Source organism: Bailinhaonella thermotolerans, from assembly GCF_003594875.1.
Taxonomy (GTDB): domain Bacteria; phylum Actinomycetota; class Actinomycetes; order Streptosporangiales; family Streptosporangiaceae; genus Bailinhaonella; species Bailinhaonella thermotolerans.
In genome coordinates, this window is the sequence record NZ_QZEY01000004.1 from 224,888 (window position 1) to 242,789 (window position 17,902).

Annotated in this window: 19 protein-coding genes; 10 read left to right on the plus strand and 9 right to left on the minus strand. The window is 73.8% G+C overall.

The features are described from left to right. The first annotated feature begins 37 nt into the window (after positions 1 to 37). On the plus strand, positions 38 to 919 hold the full coding sequence (locus D5H75_RS13555; RefSeq protein WP_119926792.1) for a TIGR03621 family F420-dependent LLM class oxidoreductase: 882 nt from the start codon (positions 38 to 40) through the stop codon (positions 917 to 919). Positions 920 to 1,009: 90 nt separating this feature from the next. Here the strand turns inward: D5H75_RS13555 and D5H75_RS13560 are convergent, their stop codons facing one another. After that, positions 1,010 to 1,915: a PrsW family glutamic-type intramembrane protease gene (locus tag D5H75_RS13560; RefSeq protein ID WP_119926793.1), complete on the minus strand. Its 906-nt coding sequence runs from the start codon at positions 1,913 to 1,915 to the stop codon at positions 1,010 to 1,012. Between the two features lie 166 nt (positions 1,916 to 2,081). Further along, positions 2,082 to 2,933: a type I methionyl aminopeptidase gene (map, locus tag D5H75_RS13565; protein ID WP_119926794.1), complete on the minus strand. Its 852-nt coding sequence runs from the start codon at positions 2,931 to 2,933 to the stop codon at positions 2,082 to 2,084. Positions 2,934 to 2,978: 45 nt separating this feature from the next. On the opposite strand from map, the gene D5H75_RS13570 reads away from it, so the two are divergent. Then, entirely contained in the window at positions 2,979 to 3,167 is a 189-nt protein-coding gene (locus tag D5H75_RS13570) for a hypothetical protein (RefSeq protein ID WP_119927109.1), read from the plus strand. Between the two features lie 60 nt (positions 3,168 to 3,227). Continuing rightward, a complete protein-coding gene (locus D5H75_RS13575) occupies positions 3,228 to 3,620 on the plus strand; it encodes a CdiA C-terminal domain-containing protein (RefSeq protein ID WP_119926795.1) in 393 nt (130 codons plus the stop codon). Positions 3,621 to 3,633: 13 nt separating this feature from the next. Here D5H75_RS13575 and D5H75_RS13580 read toward each other — a convergent pair whose 3' ends face one another. Continuing rightward, complete coding sequence (locus D5H75_RS13580; RefSeq protein ID WP_119926796.1) at positions 3,634 to 3,879, minus strand: CBU_0592 family membrane protein; 246 nt, start codon at positions 3,877 to 3,879, stop codon at positions 3,634 to 3,636. Beyond that, complete coding sequence (locus tag D5H75_RS13585; RefSeq protein ID WP_119926797.1) at positions 3,876 to 4,535, minus strand: cyclase family protein; 660 nt, start codon at positions 4,533 to 4,535, stop codon at positions 3,876 to 3,878. Before D5H75_RS13585 ends, D5H75_RS13580 begins: the two co-directional genes overlap by 4 nt. A 74-nt stretch (positions 4,536 to 4,609) precedes the next feature. On the opposite strand from D5H75_RS13585, the gene D5H75_RS13590 reads away from it, so the two are divergent. Next, complete coding sequence (locus D5H75_RS13590) at positions 4,610 to 5,518, plus strand: LysR family transcriptional regulator (RefSeq protein WP_119926798.1); 909 nt, start codon at positions 4,610 to 4,612, stop codon at positions 5,516 to 5,518. A gap of 46 nt (positions 5,519 to 5,564) precedes the next feature. Here the strand turns inward: D5H75_RS13590 and D5H75_RS13595 are convergent, their stop codons facing one another. Next, positions 5,565 to 6,146: a hypothetical protein gene (locus D5H75_RS13595; RefSeq protein WP_119926799.1), complete on the minus strand. Its 582-nt coding sequence runs from the start codon at positions 6,144 to 6,146 to the stop codon at positions 5,565 to 5,567. A gap of 311 nt (positions 6,147 to 6,457) precedes the next feature. Between D5H75_RS13595 and D5H75_RS13600 the strand changes: the two genes are divergently transcribed. The 3 genes from D5H75_RS13600 (at position 6,458) to npdG (ending at position 8,577) form a co-directional block, all read left to right on the plus strand. Beyond that, entirely contained in the window at positions 6,458 to 7,087 is a 630-nt protein-coding gene (locus D5H75_RS13600; protein ID WP_119926800.1) for a ClpP family protease, read from the plus strand. Positions 7,088 to 7,139: 52 nt separating this feature from the next. Next, entirely contained in the window at positions 7,140 to 7,781 is a 642-nt protein-coding gene (locus D5H75_RS13605; RefSeq protein ID WP_422673842.1) for an ATP-dependent Clp protease proteolytic subunit, read from the plus strand. Between the two features lie 109 nt (positions 7,782 to 7,890). Beyond that, the gene (gene npdG, locus D5H75_RS13610; protein WP_119927111.1) at positions 7,891 to 8,577 is read left to right on the plus strand and encodes an NADPH-dependent F420 reductase; all 687 of its coding nucleotides are present in this window, start codon (positions 7,891 to 7,893) and stop codon (positions 8,575 to 8,577) included. A gap of 96 nt (positions 8,578 to 8,673) precedes the next feature. Here the strand turns inward: npdG and pip are convergent, their stop codons facing one another. The 3 genes from pip to D5H75_RS13625 are packed head-to-tail and all read right to left on the minus strand — an operon-like array spanning position 8,674 to position 12,130. Further along, positions 8,674 to 9,630, minus strand: coding sequence for a prolyl aminopeptidase (gene pip / locus D5H75_RS13615; protein WP_119926801.1), 957 nt, complete (start codon positions 9,628 to 9,630; stop codon positions 8,674 to 8,676). Positions 9,631 to 9,682: 52 nt separating this feature from the next. Next, positions 9,683 to 10,657 carry a DNA polymerase ligase N-terminal domain-containing protein gene (locus tag D5H75_RS13620; protein ID WP_119926802.1) on the minus strand — a complete coding sequence of 325 codons (975 nt, stop codon included), beginning with the start codon at positions 10,655 to 10,657 and terminating at the stop codon, positions 9,683 to 9,685. Between the two features lie 54 nt (positions 10,658 to 10,711). Continuing rightward, complete coding sequence (locus D5H75_RS13625; RefSeq protein WP_119926803.1) at positions 10,712 to 12,130, minus strand: MDR family MFS transporter; 1,419 nt, start codon at positions 12,128 to 12,130, stop codon at positions 10,712 to 10,714. A gap of 102 nt (positions 12,131 to 12,232) precedes the next feature. On the opposite strand from D5H75_RS13625, the gene D5H75_RS13630 reads away from it, so the two are divergent. Further along, positions 12,233 to 12,781, plus strand: coding sequence for a TetR/AcrR family transcriptional regulator (locus D5H75_RS13630; RefSeq protein ID WP_119926804.1), 549 nt, complete (start codon positions 12,233 to 12,235; stop codon positions 12,779 to 12,781). Positions 12,782 to 12,957: 176 nt separating this feature from the next. Here D5H75_RS13630 and D5H75_RS13635 read toward each other — a convergent pair whose 3' ends face one another. Beyond that, positions 12,958 to 14,391, minus strand: a complete 1,434-nt coding sequence (locus tag D5H75_RS13635; RefSeq protein WP_119927112.1) for an aminotransferase-like domain-containing protein — start codon at positions 14,389 to 14,391, stop codon at positions 12,958 to 12,960. Between the two features lie 64 nt (positions 14,392 to 14,455). Here D5H75_RS13635 and D5H75_RS13640 point away from each other — a divergent pair, with 64 nt between their 5' ends. Beyond that, complete coding sequence (locus D5H75_RS13640; protein WP_119926805.1) at positions 14,456 to 15,631, plus strand: trans-sulfuration enzyme family protein; 1,176 nt, start codon at positions 14,456 to 14,458, stop codon at positions 15,629 to 15,631. A gap of 22 nt (positions 15,632 to 15,653) precedes the next feature. After that, entirely contained in the window at positions 15,654 to 17,837 is a 2,184-nt protein-coding gene (locus D5H75_RS41510) for a SigE family RNA polymerase sigma factor (protein WP_202638190.1), read from the plus strand. Positions 17,838 to 17,902: the final 65 nt, after the last annotated feature.

Sequence of the window (17,902 nt, forward strand, 5' to 3'; positions counted from 1 at the left end):
CCTGCTCACAGGGGTCGTGGCATGGTGTGATGACCGCATGAGGGATTTCCGGTTCGGGGTCGTCCTGGGCTCGCTGGAGTCGTCGGGGCAAGAGCTGGTACGGCGGGCGCGGGAGGCGGAGGAGGCCGGCTTCGACGTCGTCCTCGTCCCGGATCAGGTGGGGGAGCCCGCCCCGTTCTCCACGCTCGCCGCCATCGCGGGCGCGACCCGCCGCCTGCGCGTCGGCACGTACACGCTCAACGTGTCCTTCTGGAAGCCGGCGCTGCTGGCCCGCGAGGTGGCGACGCTGGACCGGCTCAGCGGCGGCCGGTTCGAACTGGGGCTGGGCATCGGGCGGGCCGAGCACGAGTTCGACGCGGCGGAGGTCGCCTGGGAGCCGGCGGCCGGCCGCGCGGCCCGGCTCGCCACCACCGTCGAACGCCTCGACCAGCACTTCGCGGACCGGCGCTTCTCACCGTCGCCCGCGCAGGAGCCCCGCCCGCCGCTGCTCATCCCCGGGGACGAGGACGAGCTGCTGCCCGTCGCGGCGGGGCACGCCGACGTGGTCGCCTTCACCGGCACCCGCCAGATCCCCGGCCGCGAGCCGGGCGTCGTCCGGCTGACCACCGCCGAGGAGGCCGACGAGCGGGTGCGCGCCGCCCGCGCCGCGGCGGGCGGGCGCGACTTCGAGACGAGCTGCCTGGTCCAGGCCGTCTTCCCCATCGACGACCGCCGCCTGGGCGCGACCACCCTGATGCGCGAGATGGGCCTGGAGTTCAGCGTCCCCGAGGTCCTGGAGACGCCGTACCTCCTCATCGGCACGATCAAGGAGATGGCCACCCAGCTCGTGGAGCGCCGCGAACGCTACGGCTTCTCCTACATCTGCGTGCACGAGCCCAACCTCGACTTCCTGGCCCAGGTCATCGCCGCCCTCCGCTGACCGCGCGGCCTCCGGGGGGTGCGGCCCCGCCGCGCCGTACGGCCCCGCCGCGGCGTACGGCCCCGCCGCGGCGTACGGGCGGCGGCCGGGTCAGGGGCGGGAGTCCTCGCCGGTGGCGATGAGGTAGCGCGGCTCGTCGCGCCAGGCGGTGCTGATCTGGCTCATCAGCCAGACCAGGGTGACCCCCGTGACGATCACGCGGGAGGCGAACAGCAGCCCGGTGTAGATGTGGGCCTGCGCGGCGGTGGCCGAGGGGAGCTGGCCCAGCCGGTGCATCGCCGGGGTGTACTGCAGGTCGGTGAGGACCAGCGCGAGCACGATCGCGACCGTGCGGGCGGCGTCCCACATGAAGTGCAGGGCCACCACGCCGAGGTAGGTCAGCACGACGCGGCCGTTGATCCGGATCCGGCCGCCCCGGCTCACCGCGAACAGCGCGCCGCCCAGGATCGCGGTCCACAGCCCCGGCCCGAGTGGGGTGAACAGGGCCCGCAGCAGCTCGGTCTCGGTCAGCTTGGCCACCGGCATGTCCCGGACGGTCAGCGCGGCGACCAGACTCCAGCCGACGGCCTTGGGGATCGCGAAGCCGAAGCCGACGGCCGCCCCCAGCAGCAGCCCCGACCGCACGTTCTTCTCGGTGAGGCGGCGCGCGGCGTAGACGAGCACGGCCGCCAGCACCAGCTCCTCGGCCAGCGCCATGGCCAGGAACAGGTAGCGGTTGGGCTCGCGGAAGTACAGCGGCAGCGCCAGCGTGTCCACGACGCCGACGAGCCCGCCCGCGAGCATGGCCCGGGGCACCAGCGAGGGCGGCACGTCCCCGGTCACGCCGGGCTCGCTCATCCAGATCAGGAACGTGACGGGGATCAGGAGCGCCCCGATCAGCACCACGGGCGGGGCGAACGCCGCGGACCCGCTCACGAAGGCCCCCGCCGCCGCCGCGACCCAGGCGACGAGCCCGGCGGCGAGGAACACCGCCCACGGCCGCCCGATCACCTTCATTCGCCCAGCGTAATCAGTCGATCGCGGTCCGCATCGCAACCCCCCGCCCCGTGTCGCCCCTTTCACCCGGTACGGCACGGCCGCCGGTTCGCTCCCGCCGTACCCCGGCCCGGCGAGGGGCGGGCCGGGCGCGCGAGCCGTACGGCACGGCGGCGGCGCGCGGGGGTCACTCCGGGAGGGTGAGGATCTCCCGGCCGGTGTCGGTGACGAGGACCGTGTGCTCGAACTGCGCGGTGCGCTTGCGGTCCTTGGTGACCACGGTCCAGCCGTCGGCCCAGATCTCGTAGTCGATCGTGCCCAGGGTCAGCATGGGCTCGATCGTGAACGTCATGCCCGGCTCCATGGTCACCGAGACCGACGGGTCGTCGTAGTGCGGCACGATCAGGCCGGAGTGGAACGTGGTGCCGATGCCGTGCCCGGTGAAGTCCCGCACGACGCCGTATCCGAAGCGCTTGGCGTACGACTCGATCACCCGGCCGATCACGTTGAGCCGCCGGCCCGGAGCCACGGCGCGGATGGCCCGCATGGTGGCCTCGTGGGTGCGCTCGACCAGCAGCCGCGACTCCTCGTCCACCTCGCCGACCAGGAACGTCGCGTCGGTGTCGCCGTGCACCCCGCCGATGTAGGCGGTGATGTCCACGTTGACGATGTCGCCGTCGCGCAGGACCGTGTCGTCGGGGATGCCGTGGCAGATCACCTCGTTGATCGAGGTGCACAGCGACTTGGGGAAGCCGCGGTAGCCGAGCGTCGAGGGGTAGGCGCCGTGGTCGAGCAGGAACTCGTGGCCGATGCGGTCCAGCTCGTCGGTCGTGATGCCGGGCCGGACGTGCCTGCCGACCTCCTGGAGGGCCTGACCGGCGATGCGCCCGGCGATCCGCATGCGCTCGATGATCTCCGGCGTCTTGACGTCGGGCTCCCCGGTGCGCGGCTGCTTCTTGCCGACGTACTCCGGTCGTTCTATGTCGGAGGGGACCTTGCGCATGGGCGAGATCCGCCCGGGCTGGAGCAACGTCGTCATGGTTCAGGAGTCTAACCAGGCCCGCGAGCGGGGAGGATGGGGATCATGGGTGATGTCGTCGGCGACTGGTGGTACTGCCTCAGGCACATGCGGGTCGAGCACGGCCCCGGGTGCCCGAACAAGGACCGCCTCGGCCCCTACGAGACCGAGGCGGAGGCCGCGAACGCGATGCGGACGGCGGCCGAGCGTAACGAGGCGTGGCGGGAGCAGGACAAAGAGTGGAATGAGGACTAACCTCGTGTAGCACCGGCTCCCGGAGCCGGTCCCAGCACGGGCCCGAGCGGGGAGGTTACGGTGAGCCGCACGGCGCAGCGCCGCGGTGAGATCGACGAGCGTCCGCGCGCCTTCTCGGCCGGCGAGCGCCGCATCGCCGAGCTTCTCGCCGCGGAGGGCCGCACCGTCGTCGCCGTGGCCGCCGACCCCGGCGCGCCCTCCCGCGCCGACGCCCTGGTGGACGGCGTCCCCACGGCCTTCGAGTCGCTGGTGCCCGGCGCGACCGCCGCCGTGGTGCGCACCGCCCTGAGCCGGGCCGCCCGCCACGCCGCGCACGCCGTCCTCGACGCCCGCCGCACCGGGCTCTCGGGCGCCGCGGCCCGGTCCGCGATCACCCGCTTCCGGGCCGCCCCGCACAGCGAGCGGCTGGTCTCGGCGCGCGTGGTCGGCGACAACTTCGACCTCGCCGGCTGATCGCCGCGCCGGGTCACACGGGCCGGTCGCGGGCCGCGCGGAGCCGGGCGAGCATGGCCAGGCCGATGACGACCCAGATCGCGTTCACGGCGGCGGACGGCCAGGCGGCCTGACGCGCGGCGTTCACGCCCAGCGCCAGGCTGCCCAGCAGGTTGAGGAGCTGGAACCCCGCCCCGTCGCCGTCCATGCGCCGCATCGACACCAGCGCGTACGCCAGCAGCAGCGCCCCGGCCCCCGCCCAGGCCAGGACGTCGATCACGCCGGGACCTCCGCGTACGCCCGCACCGGGAACGTGCCCAGGCCCTCGATCCGCGGCGGGGCGGCGTGGAACCGGTACCCCTCGTCGGGCAGGCCGCCCAGGCCCGTCATGTGCTCCACGATCACGACGCCCGCGCCGAGCAGCGTGGTGTGGACCGGCCGCTCCCCGGTGTCGGTGGCGTCGATGTTGAGCGTGTCCACGCCCACGAGCGCGACGCCGCGCTCCACGAGCCACCGCGCCGCCTCCCCGGTGACGTACGGGTGCCCGGACAGGTACTCCGGCGTGCCCCAGTGCCGGTCCCACCCCGTGTGGATCAGTACGGCGGCGCCCGAGAGGTCGGCGTCCTCCAGCGCCTTGAACCGCTCGACCCCGACGTGCGGCAGGCCCTCGGCGCGCACGGTGTGACCGGGCAGGCCGGCGAGCCGGTCCAGGGAGACGGCGGCGAGGTCGGCGCCGCCCTCGTACCGGTGGAACGGCGTGTCCAGGTACGTCCCGGTGTTCCCCACCAGGCTGATCCGGCCCAGGTGGAACTCGGTCCCGGCGGCGTACACCCCGCGGGAGTCCTCGCGGCTCAGGTGATCGGTGATCTCGGGGCCGGGGATGCCGGGATAGGTGGTCATGCCGTCGGTGATCGGGTGGCTCAGCTCGATGAACATGCGTCCAGAGTGGTGTGCAGCCGAGCTTCAACGCAATCTCGCTTTACTTCATCACGCCGTAAGCTCTGCTGAACATGGACATCGACCCCCGCCGTCTGCGCGTGCTGCACGAGGTCGCCCGCCGTGGCGGCGTGGTCCGGGCCGCCGCCGCGCTGCACCTCACGCCGTCCGCGGTCTCCCAGCAGCTCGCCCGGCTGGAACGCGAGGTGGGCCTGCGGCTGCTCGACCGCTCCGGCGGCCGGGCCGGGCTGACCCCGGCCGGTCGCGTGCTGGCCGCCCGCGCCGCCCGGGTCGAGGAGGAACTGGCCGAGGCCCGCCGCGAGCTGCAGCGCTTCACCGGCGTGCTGGAGGGGCCGGTCGTGGTCGGCGCGTTCATGACCGCGATTCGCCACCTGCTGGTGCCCGCGTTCCGCGCGCTGGCCGTACGGCATGAGCGCATCGCGCCCACGGTGCGCGAGGTGGAGGGGGAGGCCGCGCTGCGCGAGCTGCGGCTCGGCGGCCTCGACCTGCTGATCACCGAGCGGGACGCGAGCCCGCTGCCGCCCGCCGACCTGCTGGCGGTGCGCGTCCACGACGATGAGTACCGCGTCGTGGCCCCGCCCGGCCGTCCCGTCCCGCGCACGGTGGCCGAGCTGGCGGACCTGCCCTGGGTGGCGGGCTCGCCGGGGGAGGCGTCCGGGCAGGCCCTCGACCGGCTGGCCCGCGCCCACGGCTTCACCCCGCGCCGCGTGCACTACTGCACGGAGTTCCCGGCGGTGTTCGCGCTGGTGGCGGCGGGGCACGGGGTGGCCATCGCCCCTTCGCTCGCGCTGCTCGACGTCGCGGAGGGGGAGGTCGCCGTCTCCCCGATCCGGGGCATCGGGACCCGCAGGATCGAGGCCCTCACCCGGCCCTCGCGGACCCGGGGGTCCACGCCCGACCCCATCCCCGCCGCCGTGATCGCCGCGCTCCGCGACGCCGCCGGGGCCCTGCCCGCCGCCTGACTCCCGGCCCGCCCCGGCGACCCCTCGCGGGGCCGGGGGAGGAGGGTCAGTCGGTGAGGCGGGGGCCGCTGAGCGTGTCCAGGAGGCGGGCCAGGCGGTCGCGGAGGGTGGGGCGGCGGGCCTCCTCGCCGGCGGCGCGGCTGACCAGGTGCTGGGCGCCGTCGAAGGTGAGCAGGGACTCCCCGGGGGCGACGCGGAGGGCGTCGTGGGCGAGGTCCTCCAGCTCGGGGTCGCCGCCGTCGAGGGCGAGGATCGTGGCGCCGGTGCGGCGGGCGTCGTGGACGCGTTCGAGCAGCGGGTCGGGGGACTTGGTCTCGGCGACGACGAACAGGGTCTCGCCGCGGCGGGCCTCCTCCAGGCGGTCGAGGCCGACGCGCAGGTGCGGCGGGGCGCCCGGGGGCGGCGACCAGCGCACGAGGGTGGGCCGGAGCTGCGCCAGCCCGCTGAACCGGCTCTCGTCGTCGAGGTGGGCGGCCAGGTGCCAGGGCTCGTCGTCGGGCGTGCCGACGACGAGCAGGCCGCCGGGGGACCGGGTGGCCCGGATGGCCCGGCCCAGGTCACGGGTGCGCTCCACCCACTCGGTCGAGGCGAGCGCCTCCCTCAGGAAACTGACTGCGGCCGCGTCCATGCCTCCATCGTGCCCGTCATCGCCGCCGGGCGCGGGCAGGTCGGCGCAATCCGCGGGGCCTGCCGGCGGAGCGCGGGGAATGGGTCCCGAATTCGCTGAGAGCGTATATGCCCAAGGCGAAATCGGTTGCGGAACAAATCCGCCCGGACCTGAGTTCGTGCTTTCCGAATAACGTCTCCATGAATGCGCCGTCAGCGAAAGCGCGTCGCACTCCGCACGTCAGGGGGCTAACGTCACGAATACACGGAGGGCCGCTTTTCGCCGTAGGGCCCTCCGGACGAATGGCACATAAGAGAGTCAGGTGAGTGTTCATGCGTTCCCCGCACGGCTTCGACGTGTCCGCCTCGGCCCCCGCCGAGGTGTTCCCCGGGCAGCTCGCCGATTCGCTGAGCCAGCGGCTGCTGCGCGAGCACATCGTCTTCCTGGGCCAGGAGGTGGACGACAAGATCGCCAACCGGATCAGCTCCGAGCTGCTGCTGCTCGCCGCGGAGGACTCCAAGCGCGACATCTTCCTCTACATCAACTCGCCGGGCGGCTCGGTGTACTCCGGGATGGCGATCTACGACGTCATGCAGTACATCCCCAACGACGTGGCCACGGTCGCGATGGGATTCGCCGGATCCATGGCGCAGGTGCTGCTCACCGCCGGGGCCCCGGGCAAGCGCTACGCCCTGCCGCACTCGCGGATCATGATGCACCAGCCGTCTGGCGGACTCGGGGGCACCGCCTCCGACATCGCCATCCAGGCCGAGCAGATGTTGTACGCCAAGCAGATGCTCTCCGAGCGCATCGCCCACCACTCGGGCCAGGCGGTGGAGCAGATCAAGGCCGACTGGGACCGCGACCGCTGGTTCACCGCCGAGGAGGCGAGGGACTACGGTCTGATCGACCACGTCGTGCAGAGCGCGCGCTCCGTCCAGTCCGCGGGCCCGGTCTCCTGACGCCCCGCGAAACCGTCCGCAGCAGCCCCCCGACATCGAAGGCATGACCATGATGAACGAGATGAACCCGGCCCCCACCGGCCGTTACGTCGTCCCCTCCTTCGTCGAGCGCACGTCCTACGGCGTCAAGGAGATGAGCCCCTACAACAAGCTGTTCGAGGAGCGCATCATCTTCCTCGGCGCGCCGATCGACGACACGTCGGCCAATGACGTCATGGCCCAGCTCCTGACGCTGGAGTCGATCGACCCCGACCGCGACGTGCAGCTCTACATCAACTCGCCGGGCGGCTCGTTCACGGCGATGACCGCGATCTACGACACGATGAAGTTCATCCGGCCCGAGATCCAGACCGTGGTGCTCGGCCAGGCCGCCTCGGCCGCCGCGATCCTGCTCGCCGCCGGCACCCCCGGCAAGCGGTTCGCGCTCCCGCACTCGCGCGTGCTGATCCACCAGCCCGCGATGGAGAGCGCGTACGGCCAGTCCAGCGACATGGAGATCCAGGCCGCCGAGGTCCTGCGCATGCGCGACCTGCTGGAGGCCATGATCTCCGAGCACTCCGGCCAGTCCCGCGAGCAGGTCCGCCGCGACATCGAGCGCGACAAGATCCTCACCGCCGACGAGGCCAAGGCGTACGGCATCATCGACGAGGTCTTCGCCTCCCGCAAGCGCCACCCGGCCATCGCCGCCGCCTGAGACCCCGTCACGGCGCCGCCCGCGCGGGGGGCGGCGCCGTACGGCCGCCCGGGGGACTTGACCCTCCCCGGGGCGGGGGAGCGGAGGGGGGCCTGGCATGATCTGGGGCATGGCTGACCAGAGGGCTCCCCACGATCTCCCGGACGTCTCCGGGCTCACCATCGGCATCCTCGGCGGGACCGGCGACCAGGGCAAGGGCCTGGCGCGGCGTCTCGCGATGGCCGGGCACACCGTGCTGATCGGCTCCCGCGACGCCGCTCGCGCGGCGGCCGCCGCCGAGAGCCTGGGCGGGGACCTCCCCGTCAGCGGCGCCGACAACGCCGCCGTGGCCACGCGGGCCGACGTGGTGATCGTCGCGGTGCCGTGGGACGGCCACCGGGCGACGCTGGAGTCGCTGCGCGCCGAGCTCGCCGGCAAGATCGTCGTGGACTGCGTGAACCCGCTGGGCTTCGACAAGCAGGGGGCCTACGCCCTGCCCGTCGAGGAGGGCAGCGCCGCCCAGCAGGCCGCGGCCGTGCTCCCCGACAGCCGCGTGGTGGCCGCGTTCCACCACGTGTCCGCGGTGCTCCTGCTCGACCCCGACGTGGCCGAGATGGACCTGGACGTCCTCGTGCTGGGCGACGACCGCGAGGCCACCGACACCGTGCAGGCCCTCGCGTCCCGCATCCCGGGCATGCGCGGCGTGTACGGCGGGCGCCTGCGCAACGCCCACCAGATCGAGGCCCTCACCGCCAACCTGATCTCCGTGAACCGCCGCTACAAGGCGCACGCGGGCCTGCGGATCACCGACGTCTGAGCCGCGGGGCGTCTCGGCGCCCTCCTTCGCGCGCCCCGGCCGCGCGCGGGCCGTCGTGCCCGGGGCGCGGCGCCTGCCGTACCCCGGGACGGAAGGTCAGGGGCGGAAGCGGTCGGTGGCCTCGATGACCTTGGACAGGATGCCGGGCTCGGCGCCGCTGTGCCCCGCGTCCTCCACGATGTGGAAGTCGGCTTCCGGCCAGGCGCGGTGCAGTTCGAAGGCGGCGTCGATCGGGGTCTTCATGTCGTACCGCCCGTTGACGATGACCGCCGGGATGTGCCGGATCCGGTCCACGTCCCGCACGAGCTGGTCCTCTTCGAGGAAGCACCCCTGCGAGACGTAGTGCTGCTCGATGCGCGCGAACGCCAGCAGGTCGCGGTCGGTGAGCGGCGGCGGCTCGGCGGGCAGCAGCGTGTTCGCCGCCAGCTCCCACCCGGCCCACGCGCGCGCGGCCGGGACGTGCACGGCCGGGTCCGGGTCGGACAGGCGCCGGCCGTACGCCGCGAGCAGGTCGCCGCGCTCGTCCTCCGGGATGTGGTCGCGGAAGCGCGCCCACTCGGCGGGGAACAGCATCGCCGCGCCGCTCGCCGTGAACCCCCACGTGTCGTCGGCGGGCCGGGCCAGGTAGACCCCGCGCAGCACCAGCTCGGTCACCCGCTCCGGGTGCCGTTCGGCGTACGCCAGGGCCAGCGTGACGCCCCACGAGCCGCCGAACACCTGCCAGCGGTCCACGCCGAGGTGCTCGCGGAGCCGTTCGACGTCCGCCACCAGGTGCCAGGTGGTGTTGGCCGCGAGGGAGACCCCGGGATCGCCCGCGTTCGGCGTGCTGCGGCCGCAGTTGCGCTGGTCGAACAGGATGATCCGGTACGCCCGCGGATCGAACAGGCGGCGGTGGACGGGGAGCAGGCCGCCGCCGGGACCGCCGTGCAGGAACACCACGGGTTTGCCCGCCGGGTTCCCGCAGACCTCCCAATAGATCAGGTTTCCGCCCCCGACATCCAGCATTCCCGAGTCATAGGGGTCGATCGGAGGGTAGAACGTCTTGTGGTCCATACCTAACAGTCCTACGGGATGACCTCATCGCCCGCGCGCCCGATGCCCCGCCTCATATGGGGATGCAGAGCCAGGCATCGGACTCCCCGGGAATGTACGGCGAGTCGCGGCGCTTGGCGATGACCGCGGGCAGGCCGCGTTCGCGGGCGGCGGCGCGGACGGCCGCGCCCTCGCCGGGGAAGCTCGGCGCGGTCTGCCAGCGGGCGCCGCCGATCCCGAGCTCTTCCAGCAGGGATCGGCGGCGATCGAACGGCTCGGCCAGCAGCGCCCGCCCCTCGGCGTACAGCAGGTCGAAGACGACGTACACCTCGACGCCCTCCACCTCGGCGATCACGCCGTCCAGCAGCGCGGACCGGCTGCCCAGCTCCCCGCCGAGGGGGCGCAGCCACCGCTCGGTGATGTCCTCCCCGGCCGGGTCGCGCAGCGTCAGCCGCCCGCCCTCGACGGCCGCGAGTCCCCGCCGCCCCTCCCAGGCGAACTCGAAGGCGTACCTGCCGGGGTTCCGGGGCAGCCGCGCCCGCCGCACCGGCGTCATGGGGGACACCCCGGCCGGCATGGGCTCCCAGCCGGGCGCGGGGCCGTCCATCCGGTGGATCATCCAGTTCTTCCCGCGGGTCCGGAACAGCACGTAGCGTCCCTCGGAGCGCTCCCCGTGCAGCACGAACTTGACCTCGCGGTCGCTCCACTTCTCGGTCTCGTACGTCCCCCGGTCCCAGATGCGGACCTGGCCCCCGCCGTACTCCCCGGCCGGGATCTCCCCCTCGAACGAGGCGTACTCCATCGGGTGGTCCTCGGTGTGCACCGCCAGGTGGTTGACCTTGGGGTCCGGCGGCAACCCCTTGGGCACGGCCCACGACACGAGCACCCCGTCCCGTTCGAGCCGCAGGTCCCAGTGCAGCGCACGCGCGTGGTGCTCCTGGATCACGAAGGTGTCCCCGCGCCCCGGCCTACCCCGCTGCCGGGGGACCGGCTCGGGCGTCTTCTCCGGATCCCGCTTCCGCCGATAATCCACCAGTCTGTCCGCCACCCCCATCCCATACCCCCAAACCCCCCGCCTCTGCCCGGGCCCCGGCGGCCCCGGTCACGCGGGGACCCGTTCGTCCTCGGGGGCGGGGCGCGGAGACTCGTCGCGGAGGGGGACCTCCTTGATCAGGACGGCCGTGACGAGGCCCAGGGCGGCGGCGGGGAGCGACCAGAGGAAGACGTCGGACAGGGCGTCGGCGAAGGCGGGGACGTAGGCGCGGGAGCCGGGGGCGGCGCCGTCCAGGCCGGCGGCGAGGATGGCGCCGGAGATCGCCACGCCGAAGGAGCCGCCCATCGCCTGGGCGAAGCGGACGAGGCCGGTCGCCGCGCCGATCTCGCGGGCCTCGACGCTGTTCTGGCCGATCAGGGTGGGCAACTGCCAGACGAAGCCGAGGCCGACGCCGAAGACCAGCATGGCCGCGGTCGAGTAGACCTGGCCGGTGTCCGCGTCCAGCAGGGAGAACGCGGCCAGCCCGGCGCCGGTCAGCAGGGTCCCGGCGAGCGGGTACGCCTTGTAGCGCCCGGTGCGGGTGATCATCTTGCCGGAGACGATCGAGGTCGCCAGCATGCCGAGCATCATCGGCAGCAGCAGGAGGCCGCTGGAGGTCGCCGAGGCCCCCTGCACGACCTGCTGGTACATCGGCAGGAAGTTGACCGCCCCGAACATCCCGAACCCGGTCACCGCCGCGAGCGCGGCGCTGAGCATGAGCTCCCGGTTGGCGAACATGGCCGGCGGCAGCACGGGCTCGGCCGCCCGGCGCTCGACCGGGACGAGCAGCGCCGTGCCGATCGCGGCGACCGCGAACAGGCCCAGGATCTGCGGAGATCCCCAGGCGTACCGCTGCCCGCCCCACGACGCCGCCAGCACGAGCGCGGAGGCGACCGCCGCGACCAGCGCGGTGCCGAGGTAGTCGACGCGGTGCGGCCGGCGTTCGTACGGCAGGCGCACGGCCACGGCGAGCACGACCAGGGTGACGACCCCGATCGGCAGGTTGACGTAGAAGGCCCACCGCCAGGACAGCGAGTCGGTGATCACGCCGCCGACGAGCGGCCCGGCGATCATCGTCAGGGCCATCAGGCCGCCGCTGAGACCCTGGTACTTGCCGCGCTGGCGGGGCGGGACGAGCAGGCCGATCAGCGAGATGCCGCCCACGATCAGGCCGCCCGCGCCCAGGCCCTGCACGGCCCGGAAGGCGATGAGCTGCCCCATGTCCGCGGCCGCGCCGCACAGGGCCGACCCGGCCAGGAAGAGCGCCACGGCCGACAGGAAGACCCGTTTGTGGCCGTACATGTCGCCCAGCTTGCCGTACACCGGCGTGGCGACCGTGGAGGTCAGCAGGTAGGCGGTGACCACCCAGGACAGGTGGTCCACGCCGCCGAGCTCGGTCACGATGCGGGGCATCGCCGTGCCGACGACCATGCCGTCGAGCATCGCCAGCAGCATCGCGGACAGGATCCCGATGAAGGGTAAGAGCATCCGTCACTCCTCGGAGAAGGTTACTTACTTGCCGACCGGCAAGTAGACTTACCTGCCGCACGGTAAGCTGCGTGCTAGCCGGTCGTCAAGTAGGTTGGGGTCATGGACACCCGGGCGAAGATCCAGGCCGTCGCGCGGCGGCTGCTGGCCGAGAAGGGGTACGACGCGACGTCCCTGCGGGAGATCGCCGAGGAGGTCGGCGTGACCAAGGCGGCGCTCTACTACCACTTCAAGACGAAGGAGGAGATCGTCGCCAGCGTGTTCGAGGGGTTCCTCGCCCGTCTCGACGAGCTCCTGGACTGGGGCGAGAGCCGGCCGCCCGGCCGCGAGACCCGCCGGGAGATGCTCACGCGCTACTCACGGCTCGTGCGCGAGGAGGTGGACAGCTTCCGCTTCGTCCAGCAGGTCCCCGCCGCCCTCCAGCGCCTCGACACGACCGCGATCTTCGAGGAGCGCATGAGGCGCTTCAACGCGCTGCTCCGCGAGCCGGGCGACACCCTGGAGGACTCCCTCCGCAAGGGCCTGGCCGTCCACAGCATCCACTTCGCCTGGTCGATCGTCCACCCCATGGCCGCCGGCGGCACCCTCTCCGAGGACGAGTACGCCAAGGCCCTGCTCAACGTCACCCTCGGCATGGTCGACCCGTCCTGACCCCGGGTGCCCCTCCCGTCCGCACGGCCTGAGTCCCGCCGGGCGTCTCGCCGTACGGCGCGGGGCGTCTCGCCGTACGGCGCGGGGCGTCTCGCCGTACGGCGCGGGGCATCTCGCCGTACGGCGCGGGGCGCGGTGCCGTACGGCGTGAGCCCGGCGGAGATCCGCGGGCGGGGTCAGACGACGATGGCGTGGAGCGAGTCGCGTTCGCCGCGTCCGCCGGAGTAGGAGGACCAGGCGCGGGCGAGGCGGCGGACCGCGTCGCTGAGGTCGGCCTTCGGGTAGACGAAGGGGACGCGGAGCGCGTCCTGGCTGCCGCCGTTCGGGTCGAAGTGCACGCCCGGCAGGACGGCCACGCCGTGGCGCAGCGCGACCTGGGCGTAGGAGGTGGCGTCGCCGGACGGGAGGCGGACCCAGAGGGTCTGGCCCCCGCGCGCGGGCTCGAAGCGCCACGACGGCAGGTGCTCGCGCAGCTCGGCGCAGAGGTGGTCGTGCTGCTCGCGCAGGCGGGCCACGCGCTCGGCGCGGATCTCGTCCAGGTTCGGCAGCAGCTCCACGGCGGCGAGCTGGGCGATCGTGTCGCTGCCGAGGTCGTGGATGGCCTTGAGCCGGGCGAGCCGGTTGACCAGGGCGGGCGCGGCGCGGACCCAGCCGATGCGGAAGCCGCCCCAGACGACCTTGCTCAGCGACCCGACCTGGATGACGTTCTCCCCGCCGCCCGCGGCCAGCGGCGGCGGCTCGTCGTCGTGGAAGGACAGCTCGGCGGGCACGTCGTCCTCGATCACCACGAGGTCGAGCTCCTTGGCCGTGCGCACGATCGCGTTCCGCTCGAACCGCCCGAGCACGCTCCCCGTGGGATTGTGGAAGGTCGGGACGAGGTAGGTGATGGCGGGCCGGTACTCGTCCATCGCCTCGGTGTACGCCCCGACGTCGCCCGCGGGCACCGGCCGGAGGGCCGCGGCCCCGTCGCGGAACACGTCCAGCGCGCCGGAGTAGGTCGGCGCCTCCACCACCACCGAGTCGCCGGGCGCGACCAGGAGCCGCGCCAGCAGCGACAGCGCCTGCTGCGCCCCGGTGACCACGAGGATCTCCTCGGGCCGCGTGGGCAGGCCGCGCCGGGTGTACCGCTCGGCCACGGCCCGCCGTACGGACCAGATCCCCGCCGGGTGGTAGCCGATGTCGTCGGACAGCGCGGCCAGCCGGGGCAGGGCGTTCGCGTGCGCCTCGATGAGCTGCGGCGGCGGGGCCAGCGGCGCGGCGCAGGTGAGCAGGCGCACGTCGTCCGGCGGCTCCAGCAGGTGCAGGAACAGCGGGTTGCGCCCGCCGCCGTCCGGCGCCCGGCGCGTGCTCGACAGCGCGGCCGGGGCGACGCGCGTGCCGCTGCCCTGGCGGCGCACGATCCGGCCCTCCTGGCGCAGCACCTCGTAGGCCGCCACGACGGTCGTGCGGCCGATGGCCAGCTTCTTCGCCAGCACGCGGTCGGGCGGGATGGGCGCGCCCGGCGGCAGCAGGCCGTCGTCGATCAACTGGCGCAGCCGGGTGGCCAGCAGCAGGTGCAGCGGCCCGCGCCCGGAGGACCAGCGGCCGAGCAGGGTCTCCAATGGTCTCATCAGCAAACCAATTTGCCATTCATTGGCGCTTTTGTCACGGACCATTGCTGAGATGCTTGGAGGCATGAAGCACAGCACCGACACCCGGGCCGTCCGCATCGCCGCGCCTGCGCTGGAGGGGAGCCGCCCGGTCAGCGTCCCGATCTACCAGTCCTCGACGTACGTCTTCGACGACCCGGAGGTGCTCGCCGACTCGATGGCCGTGCCCGACCGGTCCTTCGTGTACGGACGGCTGTCCAACCCGACCGTCCGGGCGCTGGAGAACGCGGTGGCGGACCTGGAGGGCGGGGTCGGGGCGGTCGCGACGTCCTCCGGGATGGGCGCCATCAACATGGCGCTGCTCGGGCTGCTCGAGTCCGGCGACCACGTCATCGCCCAGCGCGCGCTGTACGGCGGGACGCATGCCTCGATCATGGACTTCCAGCGGCGCTTCGGCATCGAGGTGACGTTCGTCAGCGGTCACGACGCGGACGAGGTGCGCGCCGCCGTACGGCCGCGGACGCGCGTGCTCTACCTGGAGACGATCGCGAACCCGATGTGCCACGTCTCCGACCTGCCGGCGATGTTCGCCGTGGCGCGGGAGAAGGGTCTCGTCAGCGTGGTGGACAACACCTTCGCCTCGCCGATCCTGTGCCGGCCGATCGAGCTGGGGGCCGACATCGTGGTGCACTCCGCCACGAAGTACCTCGGCGGCCACTCCGACGTGCTCGGCGGCGTCGCGGTGTTCGCGGACCGGGACCTGTACCACAAGGTCTGGCACTTCGGCGTGGAACTCGGGTCCACGCCGGACCCGTTCGCCGCCTGGCTGACCATCAGGGGCATACGGACCCTGCCCCTGCGGATGCGCAGGCACTGCGAGAACACCGAGTACCTGGCCCGCCGCGTGGACGCCCACCCCGCCGTGACCCGCGCCCACTGGCCGGGCCTTCCCTCGCACGAGTCCTACGAGGTGGCCAAGGGCTTCCTCCCCGCCTTCGGCGGGCTGTTCGCCTTCGACCTCGCGGGCGGGCGCGCGGCGGGCACGGCGTTCCTCAAGGCCGTGCGGCTGGCCAACCTCTCGGTCTCCCTCGGCGGCGTGGAGACCCTCGTGATGCACCCCGCCACGTCGTCCCACCGGTCGCTGAGCGACGAGGAACTGGCGGCCACGGGCATCGGCCCGGGCACGATCCGCGTCGCCGTGGGCATCGAGGACCCGGAGGATTTGTGGGCTGATTTCTCCCAAGCCCTCGATTCTCTGTGAGTAATCCCGATAATTAGGGCTTATGCCTAATTTGGAGGGGTTCCGCCGGTTCGCGGAGGAGCACCAGAAGGTGTTCCTCCGTACGGCCTATCTCCTGACCGGCGACCCCGCCCGGGCGCGTGCCCTGGTCGAAGGGGCCCTCGAGGACGCGGGGGAGACGTGGGCGAAGGTGTCCGCCGATCCCGTCAATGGCCTTGAATTCCGTATTTATCGGGCATTCCTTGCGGCCCCGGGGACATATGGGATGCCCGGTGGCGGGCTCGCCCGGGGACTCGGCGCGCTGCCGCCGCTCCGCCGCGCGATCACGGTCGCCCATTTCGGCGACGGCCGGGCCCTGCCGCGGGCGGCGGCTCTCTGCGGCGTCCCCGTCCCCACCGCCGCCGCCGAGGCCGGCGCCGCGCTCGCCGCGCTCCTGCCCCTCCTCCCCGCCAAGCCCGGGGCGCGAGCCGTACCACCGGCCGGGGGAGCGCCACCCGGGAGTGAGAGCGAGACCGGGGGCGGGGCCGGCGAGGACGCCGCCGAGGCGGCCGGCGCCGCGAAGAGCGAGGCGGCCGGCAGCGAGGCGGCCGGCAGCGAGGCGGCCACGAGCGCGGGTGCCAAGGGTGAGGGTGCCAAGGGCGAGGCGGGCGGGGCGCGGCCCGGGGACACGCGGCCGGGGGCGGGCGCCGGGGTGCCGCTCTTCGACATCCACGCCCACTCGCCGGCGGCCCGGCCCGACCTCGGGGCGACGCGGCCGGATGACGGGACGGCCGCGGGAGAACCCGGGACCCCGGCCGGGCGGACCGGGACGGGCGGCCCCGCCGTACCCGCCGGCGACCCCGGCGACCCCGGCGACCCCGGCGACCCTGGCGACCCTGGCGATCCTGGCGACCCCGGCGACGCGGTACGGCGAGAGCCCGTCCCCCCGGACGGGCGGGAGAGCCCGGCCTCGGGCGTCGCGGACGCGGCGGCCGGCGCGGTGGTGGATCCGGGGCGACCGGGAGCGGCGGGACGGCCGGGGGCGCCCGGGGAGGCGGAGGCCGCGCGGTTGCGGGCGGCGCTGGCGGAGCTGGGGCGGCAGGCGCCCGAGGGCGGGGTCGTCGCGGGGGTCGTGCGGACGCTGCGGCGGCGGCGGGCGGTATTCGCGGGCGGCGTGGCCGCCATAGCCGTGGCCGCGGTCGCCGCGATGTCGCTCGGCGTGATCATGGACGCGGCGAGCCGCGCGCCGGAGGTTCCGGAGGAGCATCCGGCGACGGCCGGGGTGCCGCACGGGGAAGAGGAGGAGCCCCGGCCGGAGCCGTCTCCCGGCGGGAGGCCGGCGCCCGTCGGCGAGCCGGTGGTGTTCGCCTACCAGGAAGCCTGCGAGGGCGGCGCGGGCTGCGGCGGGTGGGCCCTGATGACCGAGTCGGGGGAGGAGGTGGAGGTCGCCGAGGCGGCCGGGGAGAACGGGTCCGAGGAGACGCTGCCCGCCTTCGTCACGGCTGACGGGCGGCGCTTCGTGTACTTCCACGCGGAACAGTCCCGGTTCGTGGTCCGGGACCTGCCCTCGGGGAAGGAGCTGCCGGCGTCCGCGAAGATCGCCGAGGAGCTCGCCTCCGAGGCGGTGCTCGACGCCTCGCCCGACGGCCGGTACATCGCGGTGTCCGACGTCGGGGACGCGTCCGCCGAGACCTCGCTGCTGGACTTCGAGACGGGCAGGCGGCGTGAGTACGGCGGCGCCGTGTGCCTCGGGCTGAGCGGTGGCGGGAAGGCGGTCGCGGCCCTGGTGACCCAGCGGAACCGCGACGACGTGCCCGGGTTCGGCACCACCGCCGAACTACGGCTGACCAGGCCCGGCGGGCGGGCGGGAAAGGGCGTCCCGCTGGACGGGCGGCTGGCCTACGGGGGCGGGCACCTCTCGCCGGACGGGCGGAGGCTCGCCTTCCTGACCAGTTCGACGCAGGAGTGGCCGCGGGGCGCGGACGCGCGCGAGGACGACCTGCTGCTCGTCCTGGACGCGGTCACGGGCAAGGTCGTGAGCCGGGCTCCGGTGGCGGACGCGGGCGAGGACACGCGGCGCTTCGAGCGCTGGCTCGGCGCCCGCGAGGTGCTGCTCCGGACCGAGCCCGAGGACGGGAGCGAGGACGACGTGTTCCACGTCCTGGACGTGCGCACCGGCAAGCTGCGGGAGTTCCCCTTCGAGGTGCCCGAGAGCGCCTGGGCGATCGCCGTGGGCAAGACCGGCTGACCCGCGTACGGCGACGCCGGGCGGCTGACCCCGGCGGCCAGGGCACGGGTACGGCGGGCACCGGG

Bases quoted from the DNA above. Each gene is read 5' to 3' on its own strand.
- D5H75_RS13595 (WP_119926799.1), bottom strand. From the start codon at position 6,146: ATGGACGCGGCCGCAGTCAGTTTCCTGAGGGAGGCGCTCGCCTCGACC.
- D5H75_RS13590 (WP_119926798.1), top strand. From the start codon at position 4,610: ATGGACATCGACCCCCGCCGTCTGCGCGTGCTGCACGAGGTCGCCCGC.
- pip (WP_119926801.1), bottom strand. From the start codon at position 9,630: ATGGACCACAAGACGTTCTACCCTCCGATCGACCCCTATGACTCGGGA.
- D5H75_RS13635 (WP_119927112.1), bottom strand. From the start codon at position 14,391: ATGAGACCATTGGAGACCCTGCTCGGCCGCTGGTCCTCCGGGCGCGGG.
- D5H75_RS13630 (WP_119926804.1), top strand. From the start codon at position 12,233: ATGGACACCCGGGCGAAGATCCAGGCCGTCGCGCGGCGGCTGCTGGCC.
- D5H75_RS13640 (WP_119926805.1), top strand. From the start codon at position 14,456: ATGAAGCACAGCACCGACACCCGGGCCGTCCGCATCGCCGCGCCTGCG.
- D5H75_RS13605 (WP_422673842.1), top strand. From the start codon at position 7,140: ATGAACGAGATGAACCCGGCCCCCACCGGCCGTTACGTCGTCCCCTCC.
- D5H75_RS13570 (WP_119927109.1), top strand. From the start codon at position 2,979: ATGGGTGATGTCGTCGGCGACTGGTGGTACTGCCTCAGGCACATGCGG.
- D5H75_RS13585 (WP_119926797.1), bottom strand. From the start codon at position 4,535: ATGTTCATCGAGCTGAGCCACCCGATCACCGACGGCATGACCACCTAT.
- D5H75_RS13600 (WP_119926800.1), top strand. From the start codon at position 6,458: ATGCGTTCCCCGCACGGCTTCGACGTGTCCGCCTCGGCCCCCGCCGAG.
- D5H75_RS41510 (WP_202638190.1), top strand. From the start codon at position 15,654: ATGCCTAATTTGGAGGGGTTCCGCCGGTTCGCGGAGGAGCACCAGAAG.
- D5H75_RS13625 (WP_119926803.1), bottom strand. From the start codon at position 12,130: ATGCTCTTACCCTTCATCGGGATCCTGTCCGCGATGCTGCTGGCGATG.
- D5H75_RS13560 (WP_119926793.1), bottom strand. From the start codon at position 1,915: ATGAAGGTGATCGGGCGGCCGTGGGCGGTGTTCCTCGCCGCCGGGCTC.
- map (WP_119926794.1), bottom strand. From the start codon at position 2,933: ATGACGACGTTGCTCCAGCCCGGGCGGATCTCGCCCATGCGCAAGGTC.
- npdG (WP_119927111.1), top strand. From the start codon at position 7,891: ATGGCTGACCAGAGGGCTCCCCACGATCTCCCGGACGTCTCCGGGCTC.
- D5H75_RS13555 (WP_119926792.1), top strand. From the start codon at position 38: ATGAGGGATTTCCGGTTCGGGGTCGTCCTGGGCTCGCTGGAGTCGTCG.